This window comes from Flavobacterium sp. ST-158 (assembly GCF_058309975.1).
The window spans coordinates 50,279-64,661 of record NZ_JBZEEN010000006.1 but is presented as its reverse complement, the minus strand read 5'-3'; the positions used below and the strand labels follow the sequence as shown (position 1 = coordinate 64,661).

The 14,383-nt window shown below is 33.3% G+C and carries 11 protein-coding genes and 1 riboswitch; of the genes, 9 read left to right on the top strand and 2 right to left on the bottom strand.

The genetic code is table 11. The annotated features are described in order from the left end of the window. Nucleotides 1-99: 99 nt before the first annotated feature. Nucleotides 100-1,350, bottom strand: a complete 1,251-nt coding sequence (gene metK / locus AC4FRF_RS10420) for a methionine adenosyltransferase (protein WP_491159448.1) — start codon at nt 1,348-1,350, stop codon at nt 100-102. Nucleotides 1,351-1,872: 522 nt separating this feature from the next. Between metK and AC4FRF_RS10415 the strand changes: the two genes are divergently transcribed. From AC4FRF_RS10415 to AC4FRF_RS10390, 6 genes are all read left to right on the top strand, one after another. Continuing rightward, nucleotides 1,873-3,147 (top strand): O-acetylhomoserine aminocarboxypropyltransferase/cysteine synthase family protein, encoded by a 1,275-nt coding sequence (locus tag AC4FRF_RS10415; protein WP_491159447.1) that lies wholly within the window; start codon nt 1,873-1,875, stop codon nt 3,145-3,147. 640 nt (nt 3,148-3,787) lie between these two features. After that, on the top strand, nt 3,788-3,994 hold the full coding sequence (locus AC4FRF_RS10410; RefSeq protein ID WP_491159446.1) for a hypothetical protein: 207 nt from the start codon (nt 3,788-3,790) through the stop codon (nt 3,992-3,994). A 172-nt stretch (nt 3,995-4,166) separates the two neighbouring features. After that, nucleotides 4,167-4,272: riboswitch (SAM riboswitch) on the top strand. A 72-nt stretch (nt 4,273-4,344) separates the two neighbouring features. After that, a complete protein-coding gene (thrA, locus tag AC4FRF_RS10405; RefSeq protein ID WP_491159445.1) occupies nt 4,345-7,731 on the top strand; it encodes a bifunctional aspartate kinase/homoserine dehydrogenase I in 3,387 nt (1,128 codons plus the stop codon). A 32-nt stretch (nt 7,732-7,763) separates the two neighbouring features. Further along, on the top strand, nt 7,764-8,216 hold the full coding sequence (locus AC4FRF_RS10400) for an OsmC family protein (RefSeq protein WP_491159444.1): 453 nt from the start codon (nt 7,764-7,766) through the stop codon (nt 8,214-8,216). Nucleotides 8,217-8,312: 96 nt separating this feature from the next. Further along, entirely contained in the window at nt 8,313-9,485 is a 1,173-nt protein-coding gene (locus AC4FRF_RS10395) for a trans-sulfuration enzyme family protein (protein ID WP_491159443.1), read from the top strand. A gap of 171 nt (nt 9,486-9,656) precedes the next feature. After that, the gene (locus AC4FRF_RS10390; RefSeq protein ID WP_491159442.1) at nt 9,657-10,067 is read left to right on the top strand and encodes an RrF2 family transcriptional regulator; all 411 of its coding nucleotides are present in this window, start codon (nt 9,657-9,659) and stop codon (nt 10,065-10,067) included. Nucleotides 10,068-10,139: 72 nt separating this feature from the next. On the opposite strand, the gene AC4FRF_RS10385 is transcribed toward AC4FRF_RS10390, so the two are convergent. Then, entirely contained in the window at nt 10,140-10,925 is a 786-nt protein-coding gene (locus tag AC4FRF_RS10385; protein ID WP_491159441.1) for a sulfite exporter TauE/SafE family protein, read from the bottom strand. Between the two features lie 370 nt (nt 10,926-11,295). Here AC4FRF_RS10385 and AC4FRF_RS10380 point away from each other — a divergent pair, with 370 nt between their 5' ends. From AC4FRF_RS10380 to AC4FRF_RS10370, 3 genes are all read left to right on the top strand, one after another. Beyond that, nucleotides 11,296-12,027 (top strand): phosphoadenylyl-sulfate reductase, encoded by a 732-nt coding sequence (locus AC4FRF_RS10380; protein WP_491159661.1) that lies wholly within the window; start codon nt 11,296-11,298, stop codon nt 12,025-12,027. 93 nt (nt 12,028-12,120) lie between these two features. After that, a complete protein-coding gene (gene cysD, locus AC4FRF_RS10375) occupies nt 12,121-13,020 on the top strand; it encodes a sulfate adenylyltransferase subunit CysD (protein ID WP_491159440.1) in 900 nt (299 codons plus the stop codon). A gap of 97 nt (nt 13,021-13,117) precedes the next feature. Then, nucleotides 13,118-14,362 (top strand): sulfate adenylyltransferase subunit 1, encoded by a 1,245-nt coding sequence (locus tag AC4FRF_RS10370; RefSeq protein WP_491159439.1) that lies wholly within the window; start codon nt 13,118-13,120, stop codon nt 14,360-14,362. Nucleotides 14,363-14,383 lie beyond the last annotated feature (21 nt).

Below are 14,383 nucleotides of genomic sequence, written 5' to 3'. Positions count from 1 at the left end.
TGATTTAGAACTTTATTTCACTTGGTTGTTTTGGTTTTTACAATAAAAAAAGCCACTCATAAAAACGAATGACTTTAGTTTTGTAAAGATATAAATGGACTATAGTCCAAATGCAGTTTTAATTTGGTCTACATAATCTAATTTCTCCCATGTAAATAATTCTACAGTTACTGTTTTTTCTTCTCCTCCAGGAGCAGAGAAAGTTTTAGTTACTACTTCGGGAGTACGTCCCATATGTCCGTAAGCTGCTGTTTCGCTGTAGATAGGGTTTCTTAATTTTAAACGTTGCTCGATAAAGTAAGGACGCATATCAAAAATAGCTTCTACTTTTTTAGCAATTTCACCATTGGTTAAATTTACTTTAGAGGTTCCGTAAGTGTCAATAAAGATACCCATTGGTTCAGCAACTCCAATTGCATAAGATACCTGAACTAAAATTTCGTCAGCAACCCCAGCTGCAACTAAATTTTTAGCAATATGACGAGTTGCATAAGCGGCACTACGGTCTACTTTACTTGGGTCTTTTCCAGAAAAAGCACCACCACCATGAGCTCCTTTACCACCGTAAGTGTCAACGATAATTTTTCTTCCTGTTAAACCAGTATCTCCGTGAGGTCCTCCAATAACGAATTTTCCTGTCGGGTTAATATGGTAGTTGATTTTGTCATTAAATAAATGAGCGTGTTCTGGATTTTTAGCTATGATTCTTGGAATCAAAATCTCGATAATATCTTTCTTGATTTTAGCAAGCATTGTTGCTTCTTCGTCAAAATCATCGTGTTGCGTTGAAATTACAATAGCATCTATACGCACAGGTGTGTTGTCGTCACTATACTCTAAAGTTACTTGAGCTTTAGCATCTGGACGTAAATAAGTGATTTCGTTATTTTCACGTCTTAATTCTGCTAATTCTTTCAATAAGCTGTGTGATAAATCTAATGCAAGAGGCATGTAGTTTGCTGTTTCGTTAGTAGCATAACCAAACATCATTCCTTGGTCACCAGCACCTTGTTCTTCAGGGTTTTTTCTGTCAACACCCTGATTGATGTCTGCTGATTGTTCATGAATAGCTGAAAGAATTCCACAAGAATTCGCTTCAAACATATATTCGCTTTTAGTGTATCCAATTTTTTTGATTACATCACGAGCAATTTGTTGTACATCTAAATAAGTATTTGATTTTACTTCTCCAGCTAAGATTACCTGACCTGTTGTTACTAAAGTTTCGCATGCTACCTTAGAATCAGCATCAAATGCCAGGAAATTGTCAATTAATGCATCTGAAATTTGATCCGCAATTTTGTCTGGATGTCCTTCACTCACAGATTCTGACGTAAATAAATAAGCCATAATATATTTTTTTAAATATTAAGCGAGGAAAAAATAATTGCAAAAAAGGACTAAAGGAGGGTTTCTGCTTTAGCATTTTTTTTCTACTGAAAATGTTCAGTACTCATAATCAACTAGGTTCATTATGAAGAGGTTGCAATCAGTTCAAATTTTTCCTCTTGTATTTTGAGGTGCAAAGGTATGAAACCATTTTCGAATTGTAAATGAATCTTAACTAATTTTTTTTTAATTTAAAAAGTAGAACATCTATCTTATAGATTAAAAAGGTATAAATAGACGATGAACAAATGTTAATTTAAAATTAAACATTTGCATAATTGAAAATAAGTTAAGAAATTCGAATTCGAAAATTAAGAAAATGGAAACAATCAATAAGTCTACAATGTGTATGTGCAAACAGAAATTTTTCTGCGGGTACACTATTGCTTAAACTTAAAATATATTACTATAGCAAAGCCTCCCGATTAACTGGGAGGCTTTTTTTTTAAATGATAATTATTACTAACACTAAAAAAGAATAACATGAGTACTTTAAAATTTGAAACTAATGCATTGCATGCAGGACACGACGTAACTAAACATGCTGGAACTAGAGCGGTTCCAATTTATCAAACCTCTTCCTATGTGTTTAATAATTCGGAACATGCCGCTAATTTATTTGGATTAGCAGAAGCAGGTTATATTTATACGCGTTTAAATAATCCAACGAATGATGTACTGGAGCAACGTCTGGCGGCTCTTGAAGGAGGAATTGCAGCTGTGGTTACTGCTTCGGGAACTGCGGCAATTACAACCGCTTTGTTGACGATGTTAAAAACCGGAGATCATATTGTGGCTTCAAACAGTTTGTATGGTGGAACATTTAATTTGTTTAGTTCCACTTTGCCAAGATTAGGAATTACAACCACATTTGTCGATCCATCGGATGCGGCTAATTTTGAAAAAGCTGCAAATGAGAATACGAAAGTAATTTTTGTGGAAAGCTTAGGGAACCCAAAGTTGGATGTTTTAGATTTGAAGTCTATCGCAGTAGTAGCTAAAAAACTAAAAGTACCATTTGTGGTAGATAATACGGTGGCATCTCCATATTTGTTAAATCCAATTGCTCATGGTGCTAATATTGTAATTCATTCTTTAACAAAATACATAGCGGGTAATGGAACTTCGTTAGGAGGAGCTATTATTGATGCCGGAACTTTTGATTGGAGTAGTGGTCGTTTTCCAGAGTTTACGGAACCAAATTCAGGATACCATGGTTTGGTGTATCACGAGGCTTTAGGAGCGGCGGCTTTTATTGCTAAGGCAAGGATTGAAGGTTTACGTGATTATGGTGCGGCATTGAGTCCGTTTAATGCTTTTCAAATTATACAAGGATTAGAGACTTTGTCGGTTCGAGTGCAAAGACATAGTGAAAATGGCCTGGCATTAGCGCAATGGTTAGAAAATCAGGAGCAAGTGGCTTGGGTAAATTACCCAGGGCTGAAATCTAGCAAGTATTATAATTTAGCACAAGAGTATTTGCCGAAAGGTCAAAACGGTTTAGTGACTTTTGGTTTAAAAGGTGGTTTCGATGCTGCTAAAAAAGTGGCTGATGAGACCAAGTTGTTTTCATTGTTGGCTAATATTGGAGATACAAAATCATTAATCATTCATCCGTCAAGTACTACGCATCAACAATTGACAGAGGAGCAACAGCTGAGTTCGGGAGTTTCTAAAGATTTAATTCGTATTTCCGTAGGTTTAGAAAACGTTGAAGATTTAAAAGCGGATTTAGAAGCTGTATTTAACAATTTGTAATATCTAATTTAAAGTTAGCTTAACAATAAATGTGAATTTAGATAGTATCTTTGGAATATCAAATCATAGGGGTGGAATAAAGTTAAATTCATTATGGATTTACTGAGAAAAAGACTCTTGTTTGATTTGTTTTTTATATGATTTGTTAAAAAAGTATAATTGTCTGTTAATTAGTATTGTTGAGTGAAAAAAAAACAGAAAAAAAGAATGTGTGGTAAAGAATAATTTATATCTTTGTCACACTAAATAAAAAGGAAAATGAATTTTATTATTTGTAAAAAATCGATGGTTCAATCTAAAGAAATCTGCAGGAGTGCGATAGCTTAATTTTTTATTCAAAGTAAGATTAAAATATATAGCAAAAGCCTCCTAAGTAATTTAGGAGGCTTTTTTGTTAAAACAAATAATAAAATTTAAAAAATAGAAACAATGGTTAGTATTAACAATAAGAAAAACAAACAATTCTCGGTAACTGTGCTTTGCGCACAGATGCTAGTCTGTTGATATCCAAAAGTATCGTTTATAATTATATAAGCCCTTTTGGTACACGAACCAAAAGGGTTTTTTTATTTAGAATAAAAATTTTAGAATAAAATAAATAACAAACAAGAATAAGTCAAATAAATTAAATTTAAACATCATGAACACAAGGAGAATGATCACTAGAGCATTAGACTTTATTAGAGAAATAAGGACTAATAACAATACTGAAAAAGAAGGTAGGATAGAGTTAACAAACACAAGATTTGGTATTAACGCGGATGCTGATATTAAAGATCAAAAAAAGGCATCTAATTCATTAACGTTTTTGATGTATTCTAAAGAAAATGAAACACTGTTTATCTAAATATCGTTTTGTAAATATAGGCTTCAAACGCAGGTGATTTCTGGATTTTGTGTTCAGTGATGACTTGCGTTTGTTTGTTTTATAGTGGCTGGTTTAAAACTAAATCAGCAAAATTTGTTTGTTTGAAAAAATAGTAGTTACTTTGTGGCTTTAAGTTCATAAACGTATTGAAATGTTATAAAGAAAGGACGAGGGATTAGACCCGATGATGCCTTAGCAACCCTTCGATTCATCGAAGAAGGTGCTGCATTCTACCACAAGCTGTGGAAAGATAACAACGCAAATTCTTCTAGTTTATTTGAGCTTTCTTTTTAATGTTTCCATCATCAATCCTATTTAAAGATTTGAAATTGGAAAATAAACCATTACATCTTACCATATCTAATTTTGTTACCGAAAACGGTGCGAAATATTCGTATCTGAATCTTTCGTATCAGGTTTTTGGTGCACCTTTACATACAGCACCTATTATTTTAATCAATCATGCTTTAACTGGGAATTCACAGGTTATTGGTGAAACGGGTTGGTGGAATGATTTGGTAGGAATTGATAAAACCATTGATATTAGAAAATACACTATTGTTGCTTTTGATGTGCCAGGAAATGGATTTAACTCTGATATCATTGAAAATTATCATGATTTTATGGCTAGGGATATTGCTCGAATTTTTATCGAGGGACTTCGTATTTTAAAAATTGATAATTTGTTTGCGCTTATTGGCGGTTCTGTAGGAGGAGGAATTGCTTGGGAAATTTTGGCTTTGGAACCTAAATTAGCACAAAACTTTATTCCTATCGCAACCGATTGGAAATCGACAGATTGGTTAATTGCGAATTGTTATTTACAAGAAAAAATCCTTAACAATTCTAAAAAACCAATTGAAGATGCTCGTATTCATGCCATGTTATGTTATAGAACGCCAGAATCTTTTAAAGAAAAATTCAATAGAAATACTACTGAAAAACTGGAAACCTTCCAAGTGGAAAGTTGGTTGAATTATCATGGTGAAAAATTAGAAAAAAGATTCCAGCTTTCGGCTTATAAAATGATGAATCAATTGTTGAAAACCATTGATATTACTCGCAATAGAGAGTCATTAGAAGCCGTTATTTCAAAAGTGGAAGCTAATATATACATTGTAGGGATTAATTCGGATTTGTTTTTTACAGCAAAAGAGAATAGAGAGACCTACAATGAGATTAAAAAATTTAAAAATAATGTATTCTATAGTGAGATTGATTCTCAACACGGGCACGATGCCTTTTTGATGGAATATGAACAACTAGACAATTTGTTAGAGGTTGTTTTTAAAAATAAAAAACAGATGAAAGTAGTAAAATTCGGCGGTAAATCTTTAGCCAACGGCGAAGGTATCAACAAAGTTTTAGATATTATTGTTGGTAAAATAAAGCAAGAAGAAAAAATTGCAATTGTAGTTTCTGCAAGAGGAAATGCAACAGATGAGTTGGATGATATTCTTATGATTGCTGCCAAAAATGGAAATTACAAGCCTTTGTTAGAAAGTTTTAAAACTTATCAAAAAGATGGTTTTGATGCGGTTGATTTCTCTCAGGAGTTTGCTAAGTTGGATAAACTGTTTGAAGGGGTGAGTTTGATTGGCGATTTTAGTGCTAAGATTCAAGATCAAATTTTAGCTCAAGGCGAATTGCTTTCGGCTAAATTGTTAGTGTTTTTGTTGAATCAAAAAGGGATTCCTGCTAAACTTGCTGATACCAGAGAATTAATTATAACCGATTCTAATTTTGGTGATGCGCAACCTTTAGAAGCAGTTTCTAAGAAAAATGTAATTCAATTTTTCAAAGAAAATAAAGATGCTGTTTTGGTTGTTACCGGTTTTATTGGTTCAAATTCCAAAAATGAAACCACTACTTTAGGTAGAAATGGAAGTAATTATACGGCTTCATTGATTGCTAATTACATCAATGCCGAAGAATTACAAAATTACACTCATGTTGACGGAATATATACTGCCAATCCTGAGATGGTTCTGGATGCTAAAAAAATCGAGCATTTGTCGTATAATGAAGCGAATGAGATGGCTAATTTTGGTGCTAATATTTTGCACGCCAAAACGATAATTCCATTATTAGAAAAAAATATTCCTTTGCGTATTTTGAATACGTTTAATAACGAAAATAAAGGAACACTTATAACCTCTAAGTCAAATCAAGAAGGAATTAAAACGCTTTCGGTTTTAGAAAACGTAGCTTTGGTAAACTTAGAAGGTCGCGGATTACTTGGAAAAACAGGAGTTGATGCTCGTATTTTTAGAGTAATGGGAGACAATGATATTAGTGTGAGTATTATTTCTCAAGGTTCTTCAGAAAGAGGAATTGGTCTGGTTGTGAATTCTAGCGAAGCTACTAAAGCAATGATTGAATTGGAAAAAGAATTTGAAAATGATTTCTATTCTAAGGATGTTAATAAAATTTCAGTTACGGATGATGTTTCGGTAATTTCTATTATTGGACAAGATTTGAGTACGTTTCATAAACCTTACACGGCTTTGATTCGCAATAAAATTGTGCCTATTTTATTCAATAATACGGTTACAGGTAAAAATGTGAGTTTAGTAGTTAAAAAATCAGAACTGAATAAAGCGTTAAACGTAATTCACGGAGAGATTTTTGGAGTGGCTAAGAAAATTAATATTGCCGTTTTTGGTCATGGATTAGTGGGAGGAACTTTGATTAATCAAATTTTAGAATCAGCGGTTGCTATTGAGAATCGAAAAGATATCAAACTGAATGTTTTTGCTATTGCGAATTCAAAAAGCGTTTTGTTGAATAAAGACGGAGTGACGCCAAATTGGAGTAATGAAATACAAACCAACGGTTTCTCTTATACTATTAATGATGTTATTGCTTACGCCAATGAGCATAATATGGAGAATTTAATTGCGATTGATAATACAGCGAGTGCTGCATTTGTAGAGAATTATATTCCTTTGGTAGAAAATGGTTTTGATTTGGTTTCGTCTAATAAAGTAGCGAATACTTTAAGCTATGGTTTTTATAAGGAATTGCGAAAAGTATTGGCTGATAATCAAAAGAATTATTTATATGAAACCAATGTTGGTGCTGGATTACCATTAATAGATACCATTAAGCTATTACATCTTTCTGGTGAAAATATCACTAAAATAAAAGGGGTTTTCTCTGGGACATTGAGTTATTTATTTAATAATTTTTCTGCTAAAGATGTTCCTTTTAGTGATATTTTGAAAGAAGCCATTGATAGTGGATTTACGGAACCGGATCCAAGAGAGGATTTATGTGGAAATGATGTAGGTAGAAAATTATTGATTTTGGCCAGAGAATTAGATCTGCAAAATGAATTTGAAGAAGTTGTTATTCAGAATTTAATTCCAGAAGATTTACGTGAGGGTAACGTGGCTGATTTCTTGACAAAATTAAAAGAATTTGATCCTGTTTACAATAAAATAAAAGCAGAACAAGAGCCAAATCACGTGTTGCGTTACATTGGGGAATTGTCTGGTGATTTACAAAATGACAAAGGAATTTTAGAAGTAAAATTAGTTTCTGTTCCTTCAGATACTGCTTTGGGCGGATTAAAGGGTTCAGATTCTTTCTTTGAAATTTATACAGAATCTTACGGAGATAGACCAATTGTTGTTCAAGGTGCAGGAGCAGGTTCGGCAGTAACGGCAAGAGGTGTTTTTGGAGATATTTTGAGGTTATCGGATAAAGGATAGTGATTTTAGATTACAGATTAAAAAAATAAAACATGAAAATAACATTAGACAGAGTAAACGAAAACTTCCACTTTCAATTGAAAAATGAACGTGGACATATAGTAAATGTAGATGCACGTCCGGATTTTGGAGGAAATGATATGGGACCAAGTCCTATGGAATTGGTATTGATGGGAGTGGCAGGATGTAGCGGAATTGATATGATTTCGATTCTGAAAAAGCAACGCCAGGAAATTACTTCTTTCAAAGCTGAGGTTGAGGGAGAGCGTGTACAAGTAGGAGAAGCAAAACCATTCAAAGATATTCATGTAGTTTTTTCTTTGGAAGGAAATATCAAAGAAGACAAAGCGGCTAAAGCAGCGCAATTGTCATTCGAAAAATATTGTTCGGTTTCTAAAACGGTAGAACCTACTGCAACAATCCATTACAAAGTGATTTTGAATGGAATCCCCCTAACTCCCGAAGGGGGAACTAGCAATAAATAAATAGAAATATTTTTGCTTAATTAAATATTAATAACAATTCTCCAGTTTCGGCTCCCTCTCCTTTGGAGAGGGTCGGGGAGAGGAAAATAAAAAAAGATGGACGAACAAGAATTTGGTTTTGAAACTCAAGCCATAAGAACACATATTGATAGAACACAGTATCAGGAACACTCAACGCCTTTGTTTTTATCTTCAAGTTTTGTATTTGAAGATGCTGAGGATATGAGAGCTTCTTTTACAGAAGAAAAAGAGCGTAATATTTACAGCCGTTTTTCTAACCCAAACACGACTGAGTTTGTGGATAAAGTTTGTGCTATGGAAGGCGCCGAGGCTGGTTATGCTTTTGCAACGGGAATGGCAGCTATTTATTCAACTTTTGCGGCTTTATTGAGTTCAGGTGATCATATTGTTTCGGCGGGAAGTGTTTTTGGTTCTACGCATGCATTGTTCATGACGTATTTCCCAAAATGGAATATTACCACTTCTTATTTTGATATCAATCAGCCGGAAACAATCGAAAGTTTTATTAAGCCAAACACTAAGATTTTATATGCTGAAACACCAACAAATCCTGGTGTGGATGTGGTTGATTTAGAATTGTTAGGACAAATTGCTAAAAAGCACAATCTGATTTTAATAATTGACAACTGTTTTGCAACACCATACATTCAGCAACCAATTAAGTACGGAGCACATATTGTGATTCATTCGGCTACCAAATTAATGGATGGTCAAGGGCGTGTTTTAGGTGGAGTAGCTGTTGGTAACGCCGATTTGATTCGTCAGATTTATCTTTTCTCCAGAAATACAGGTCCCGCAATGTCGCCGTTTAATGCCTGGGTTTTGTCTAAAAGTATTGAGACTTTGTCACTTCGTGTAGAAAGACATTGTGAAAATGCAATGAAAGTGGCTGAGTTTTTAGAAGCGCATCCTAATGTAAATAGTGTGAAATATCCTTTTTTGAAATCGCACCCTAAGTATGAAATCGCTAAGAAGCAAATGCTTTTAGGAGGAAATATTATTGCTTTTGAAATCAAAGGAGGAATTGATGCTGGTAGAGCATTTTTAGATAAAATCAAATTATGTTCGCTTTCTGCAAATATTGGAGATGCTAAAACTATTGTGACGCATCCCGCTTCAACAACGCATAGTAAATTGTCAACGGAAGAAAAATTAGCTGTTGGAATTACCGAAGGTTTAGTACGTGTTTCTGTTGGTTTAGAAACCGTAAAAGATGTTATTGCTGATTTAGAGCAAGCGCTTTCTTAGTAATTCAAGATTTAATAGTAACGATTTTTGATTTCAGATTTTCTGTAAATCAAAAATCGTTTTTTTATGTTTATTGATTCAAAAAACATATTTTTGTTATAAATGAAGAATATAGATTGTTTGTATACTTTAAATCTCAATTCTTATCTATAAAACTTAAAATCATTAAAAGTGCTTTCAAAGAAAACAAAATACGGAATTAAAGCTTTGACCTTTTTGGCGCGCCAGGAAGATCAAACGCCTGTTGCTATTGCAGATATTGCAAAGTCTGAAAATATTTCGATAAAGTTTTTGGAAAGTATTTTGTTGCTTTTGCGTCATTCTGGTTTTTTAGGTGCCAAAAAAGGAAAAGGAGGTGGCTATTATCTAATTAAAGAGCCTAAAGAAATTAATATGGCTAAAGTATATCGTATTCTTGAAGGGCCTATTGCCTTATTGCCTTGTGCCAGTCATAACTTCTATGAACCTTGCGACGATTGTACGGATGAAGCAACTTGTGCGGTTAGAAAGTTAATGACCGAGGTACGAGATAATACCTTGAAGATTTTGGAAAATAATAGTTTGGCTGATATTGCTTTTTAATTTATTTCATTATTCAATTAACATAAAATAAAATACACCCATTTCATTTTAGTTTGAAATGGGTGTTATTTGTTATATAAATACCAATTTGTATCCCACAAAAAAGAGCATTATAGCAATAGCATTTCTAAGTATTAAATCGGGTACTTTGCCGCTTAGCATACTTCCGATAAAAATTCCAGGAAGAGACCCCATTAGTAATTGACTTAGTAAAGTTAGGTCTAAATTGCCCATTGAAGCATGTCCTAATCCAGCAACGAGAGTTAAAGGTACTGCGTGTGCAATTTCGGTACCAACTAATTTTGGTGTTGGTAAAAGAGGGTACAAGAAAAATAAAGTTACCGTACCTAATGCACCAGCTCCAATAGATGTTAATGTTACCGTTGCACCAAGCATTACACCTATAGCAATGGTGAGTATATTTTGAGTTTTGCTTTCAGTGTGAAATTTATCACCGGCATGTTTTTGTGAAAGAACAAGTAGCTTTTTTTTAAATAAAACAGCAACTGAGGTAAAAAGTAATGCCCAACCCAAACTGTATTTTATAATAGTGTTAATATGTGATATGTCGGTTTTGATGCTTTCTAATATCCATAAGGTTAGTAAGGCTGCCGGAACGCTTCCTAGTGAAAGCCATCCTGTAATGTTCCAGTTGATGTTGTTTTTTTTGTGGTGTACAAAAACGCCTCCAATTTTAGTAAATGCTGCATATAGTAAGTCGGTTCCAACTGCTGTTGTTGGAGGGATTCCAAACCATAATAAAATAGGAGTCATTAAGGATCCTCCACCTACGCCTGTCATTCCCACTACAAAACCTACTACTAATCCGGCAACAACAAAGCCTATTTCGATATTCATAACCTAGTTTTTTTGGCAAAAATACAAATATTTTATAATAATCCTATGGGTTTAGTAGAATTTATGAAAAATATAAGAACTGTTATTTTCTAAGGTTGATTTAAATTAGAAAAAAAGCGCTTCGCTTGTAGTGCAATCTGTTTTAAAAGGCTAAATTTGCAGCTTCAAAAAAAAAGAACATTTTTAGACGGTTTTATCATCTGGTAATGTTAGGGGGAATTAGAGTTTTTGTTGAGTTTATTTGGTGTTGATTTTTAGAGGTTTAAACTCTAGGTTTTGTTTTTAGCTGATGTTAAAAAAAATAAATTTTATTTTGTAATTTAGAAATAAGTATTATTTTTGCGTAATAATCTATTAAACCGATAGGGTAATATGTTTTAATAAAAAGAAAGATAAAGAGATGAGTGCAGCGGTAGTTCAATCATTGTTAGAGAAAACTAAAGATTTTTCGATTGAAGAAACTTTTTTGTTTTTAGCTAATGAGTATAAAGATAAGGTGGTTTTTTCAACATCTTTTGGGCAAGAAGATCAGGTGATTACTGATTTAATTGAAAAAAGTAAGGCGGCAGTTAAAATATTTACTTTAGATACAGGGCGTTTATTTCAAGAGACTTATGATGTTTTTCATAGAACTCAAAAAAAATACACAACTCCTATTAAAGTATATTTCCCAGAAGCTAAAGCGGTAGAAGAATTATTGGAGAAAAAGGGACCAAATAGTTTCTTTGAATCAGTAGAGAATAGAAAAGAGTGTTGTTTTATTCGAAAAGTTGTGCCACTTAAGAAAGCATTGGCTGGTAATAAAGTTTGGATTACAGGTTTAAGAGCAGAGCAATCAGAAAACAGAAGCGATTTGCATTTGTTTGAATATGATGCTAATTTTGACATCGTAAAATTCAATCCTTTGTTGAAGTGGACTCTAGAAGAAGTACAACAATATATAGATGCTAATAATGTTCCACAAAATAGCTTACACAAAAAAGGATTTGTAAGTATAGGTTGTGCACCTTGTACTAGAGCAATCGTAGAAGGTGAAGATATTAGAGCCGGAAGATGGTATTGGGAACAAAGCCATAAAGAATGTGGTTTGCATCAAAAATAATAAAGAGAAAAAGATAATAGAATAAAGAGGAAAGGGTTTTATAATTCGGAGAATTTTATAATCATTAAATCTTTCAATTTTTAAATTAAAAAAATGAGTTCAGTTTTAAAAACAAATGCTTTAGAAAGCGAAGCGATTTACATATTTAGAGAAGTTATTTCTCAATTTGATAAGCCTGTGTTGCTTTTTTCAGGAGGAAAAGATTCAATCACTTTAGTAAGATTAGCACAAAAAGCTTTCTTTCCGGCTAAAATTCCTTTTCCGTTGTTACACGTTGATACAGGACATAACTTTCCAGAAACAATTGCTTTTAGAGACAAATTAGTTGAGGAGTTGGGTTTAGAGTTAATTGTTCGTAATGTACAAGATGCTATTGATGAAGGAAAAGTAGTTGAAGAAACAGGTCGTTACGCTAGTAGAAATAGCTTGCAAACGACAACACTTTTAGATGCGATTGAAGAATTTAAATTTGATGCTTGTATTGGTGGAGCACGTCGTGATGAAGAGAAAGCAAGAGCTAAAGAACGTATTTTCTCTGTTCGTGATGATTTTGGTCAATGGGATGAAAAAAACCAACGTCCTGAGTTATTTGATTTGTTGAACGGTAAAATCGAAATGGGACAAAACGTACGTGTGTTCCCAATTTCAAACTGGACTGAATTAGATGTTTGGAGTTATATTGAACAAGAACAAATTGAAATTCCATCTATTTATTTCTCTCACAAACGTAAAGTATTTGTTCGTGACGGTATGATTTGGTCTCACTCTCCATTTGTTTACCAAGACGAAGACGAACAAGTAGAAGAAAGAATTGTTCGTTTTAGAACTGTTGGAGACATGAGTTGTACTGCTGCTGTTGAGTCTTATGCAGGTACTATTTCAGAAGTTGTTGGAGAAATTAGACAATCTACTATTTCAGAGCGTGGAGCGCGTATTGACGATAAACGTTCAGAAGCTGCAATGGAGAAAAGAAAACAACAAGGATACTTTTAAAATAGTAATTGAAAGATTTAAGGATTTAAAAATTAAAAGATTTAAGGAAAGAAGTTTTTAGAACTTTAAACTTTAAACCTGAAATAAAAAATATAAAATGGAAGTTTTAAAAATAGCAACGGCAGGTAGTGTAGATGATGGAAAGAGTACATTAATCGGGAGATTATTATACGATACACAATCGTTAACTACAGATAAATTAGAAGCAATTGAAAAAAGCAGTAAACAAAAAGGATATGATTATTTAGACTTTTCATTGGCTACTGATGGATTAGTTGCTGAAAGAGAGCAAGGAATCACGATTGATGTGGCTCATATTTATTTTTCCACAGCTAAGAAAAGTTATATTATCGCCGATACTCCTGGACACGTAGAGTATACTCGTAACATGGTTACAGGAGCATCTACTTCGCAAGTTTCTATCATTTTGATTGATGCTCGTAAAGGAGTAATTGAGCAAACGTACCGTCACTTTTTTATCAATAATTTATTGAGAGTAAAAGACGTGATTGTTGCGGTAAACAAAATGGATTTAGTGGATTATTCAGAAGAAGTATTCAATAAAATCAAAGCTGATTTCCAGGCATTAAACGAAAAAAGCGACTATAAAGAGCAAAATGTAAGCTATATTCCTTTAAGTGCTTTAACAGGTGATAATGTTGTGGATTCATTAGGGAAAATGCCTTGGTATACGGGACAAACAATCTTACAACATCTAGAGGCTTTAGAGTCAAAAGATATTTATGATACGGGTAAAACACGTTTCCCGGTTCAAACAGTTATTCGTCCTAAAACGGAAGAGTACCATGATTTTAGAGGTTATGCCGGAAAATTATACGGAAACAATATCAAAGTGGGAGATGCTGTAACAGTATTACCTTCTTTAACTCAATCTAAAGTATCTAACATTCGTTTCTTTGATCAACAATTTGACGAAGCAGTTGCAGGGTCTTCAATTACTATTGAGTTAGAAAATGATATCAATGTAACTAGAGGGGATATGATTGTAAAATCAGATGAGTTGCCAAAAATTGAAAAAGACATTACAACAACGGTTTGTTGGATGGATAGCAAAAAATTAGTTCCAGGAACTAAATATTTGGTACAACATAATACGAACAGAGTTTTAGCAAAAGTAGATAGCATTAAGAATGTAATTGCAACTGATTATTCAGGAACAACTCCAGCTTCTCAATTAGCTATTAACGAAATTGGTGAGGTAACTATCAAATTAAGCAAAGCTTTGTATTTTGATGCTTACGACGAGAACAAATCTAATGGAGCATTTATCTTAATTGATCCATCAACAAATACAACAGCAGGAGTAGGATTTATAAAATAGTTGATAGTTGCGGGTTTTTAG

What these genes read in the sequence shown, in the direction of transcription:
- metK (WP_491159448.1), bottom strand. Translation starts at nt 1,350, where the DNA reads ATGGCTTATTTATTTACGTCAGAATCTGTGAGTGAAGGACATCCAGAC.
- AC4FRF_RS10415 (WP_491159447.1), top strand. Translation starts at nt 1,873, where the DNA reads ATGAGTACTTTAAAATTTGAAACTAATGCATTGCATGCAGGACACGAC.
- AC4FRF_RS10410 (WP_491159446.1), top strand. Translation starts at nt 3,788, where the DNA reads ATGAACACAAGGAGAATGATCACTAGAGCATTAGACTTTATTAGAGAA.
- AC4FRF_RS10400 (WP_491159444.1), top strand. Translation starts at nt 7,764, where the DNA reads ATGAAAATAACATTAGACAGAGTAAACGAAAACTTCCACTTTCAATTG.
- AC4FRF_RS10395 (WP_491159443.1), top strand. Translation starts at nt 8,313, where the DNA reads ATGGACGAACAAGAATTTGGTTTTGAAACTCAAGCCATAAGAACACAT.
- AC4FRF_RS10385 (WP_491159441.1), bottom strand. Translation starts at nt 10,925, where the DNA reads ATGAATATCGAAATAGGCTTTGTTGTTGCCGGATTAGTAGTAGGTTTT.
- cysD (WP_491159440.1), top strand. Translation starts at nt 12,121, where the DNA reads ATGAGTTCAGTTTTAAAAACAAATGCTTTAGAAAGCGAAGCGATTTAC.
- AC4FRF_RS10370 (WP_491159439.1), top strand. Translation starts at nt 13,118, where the DNA reads ATGGAAGTTTTAAAAATAGCAACGGCAGGTAGTGTAGATGATGGAAAG.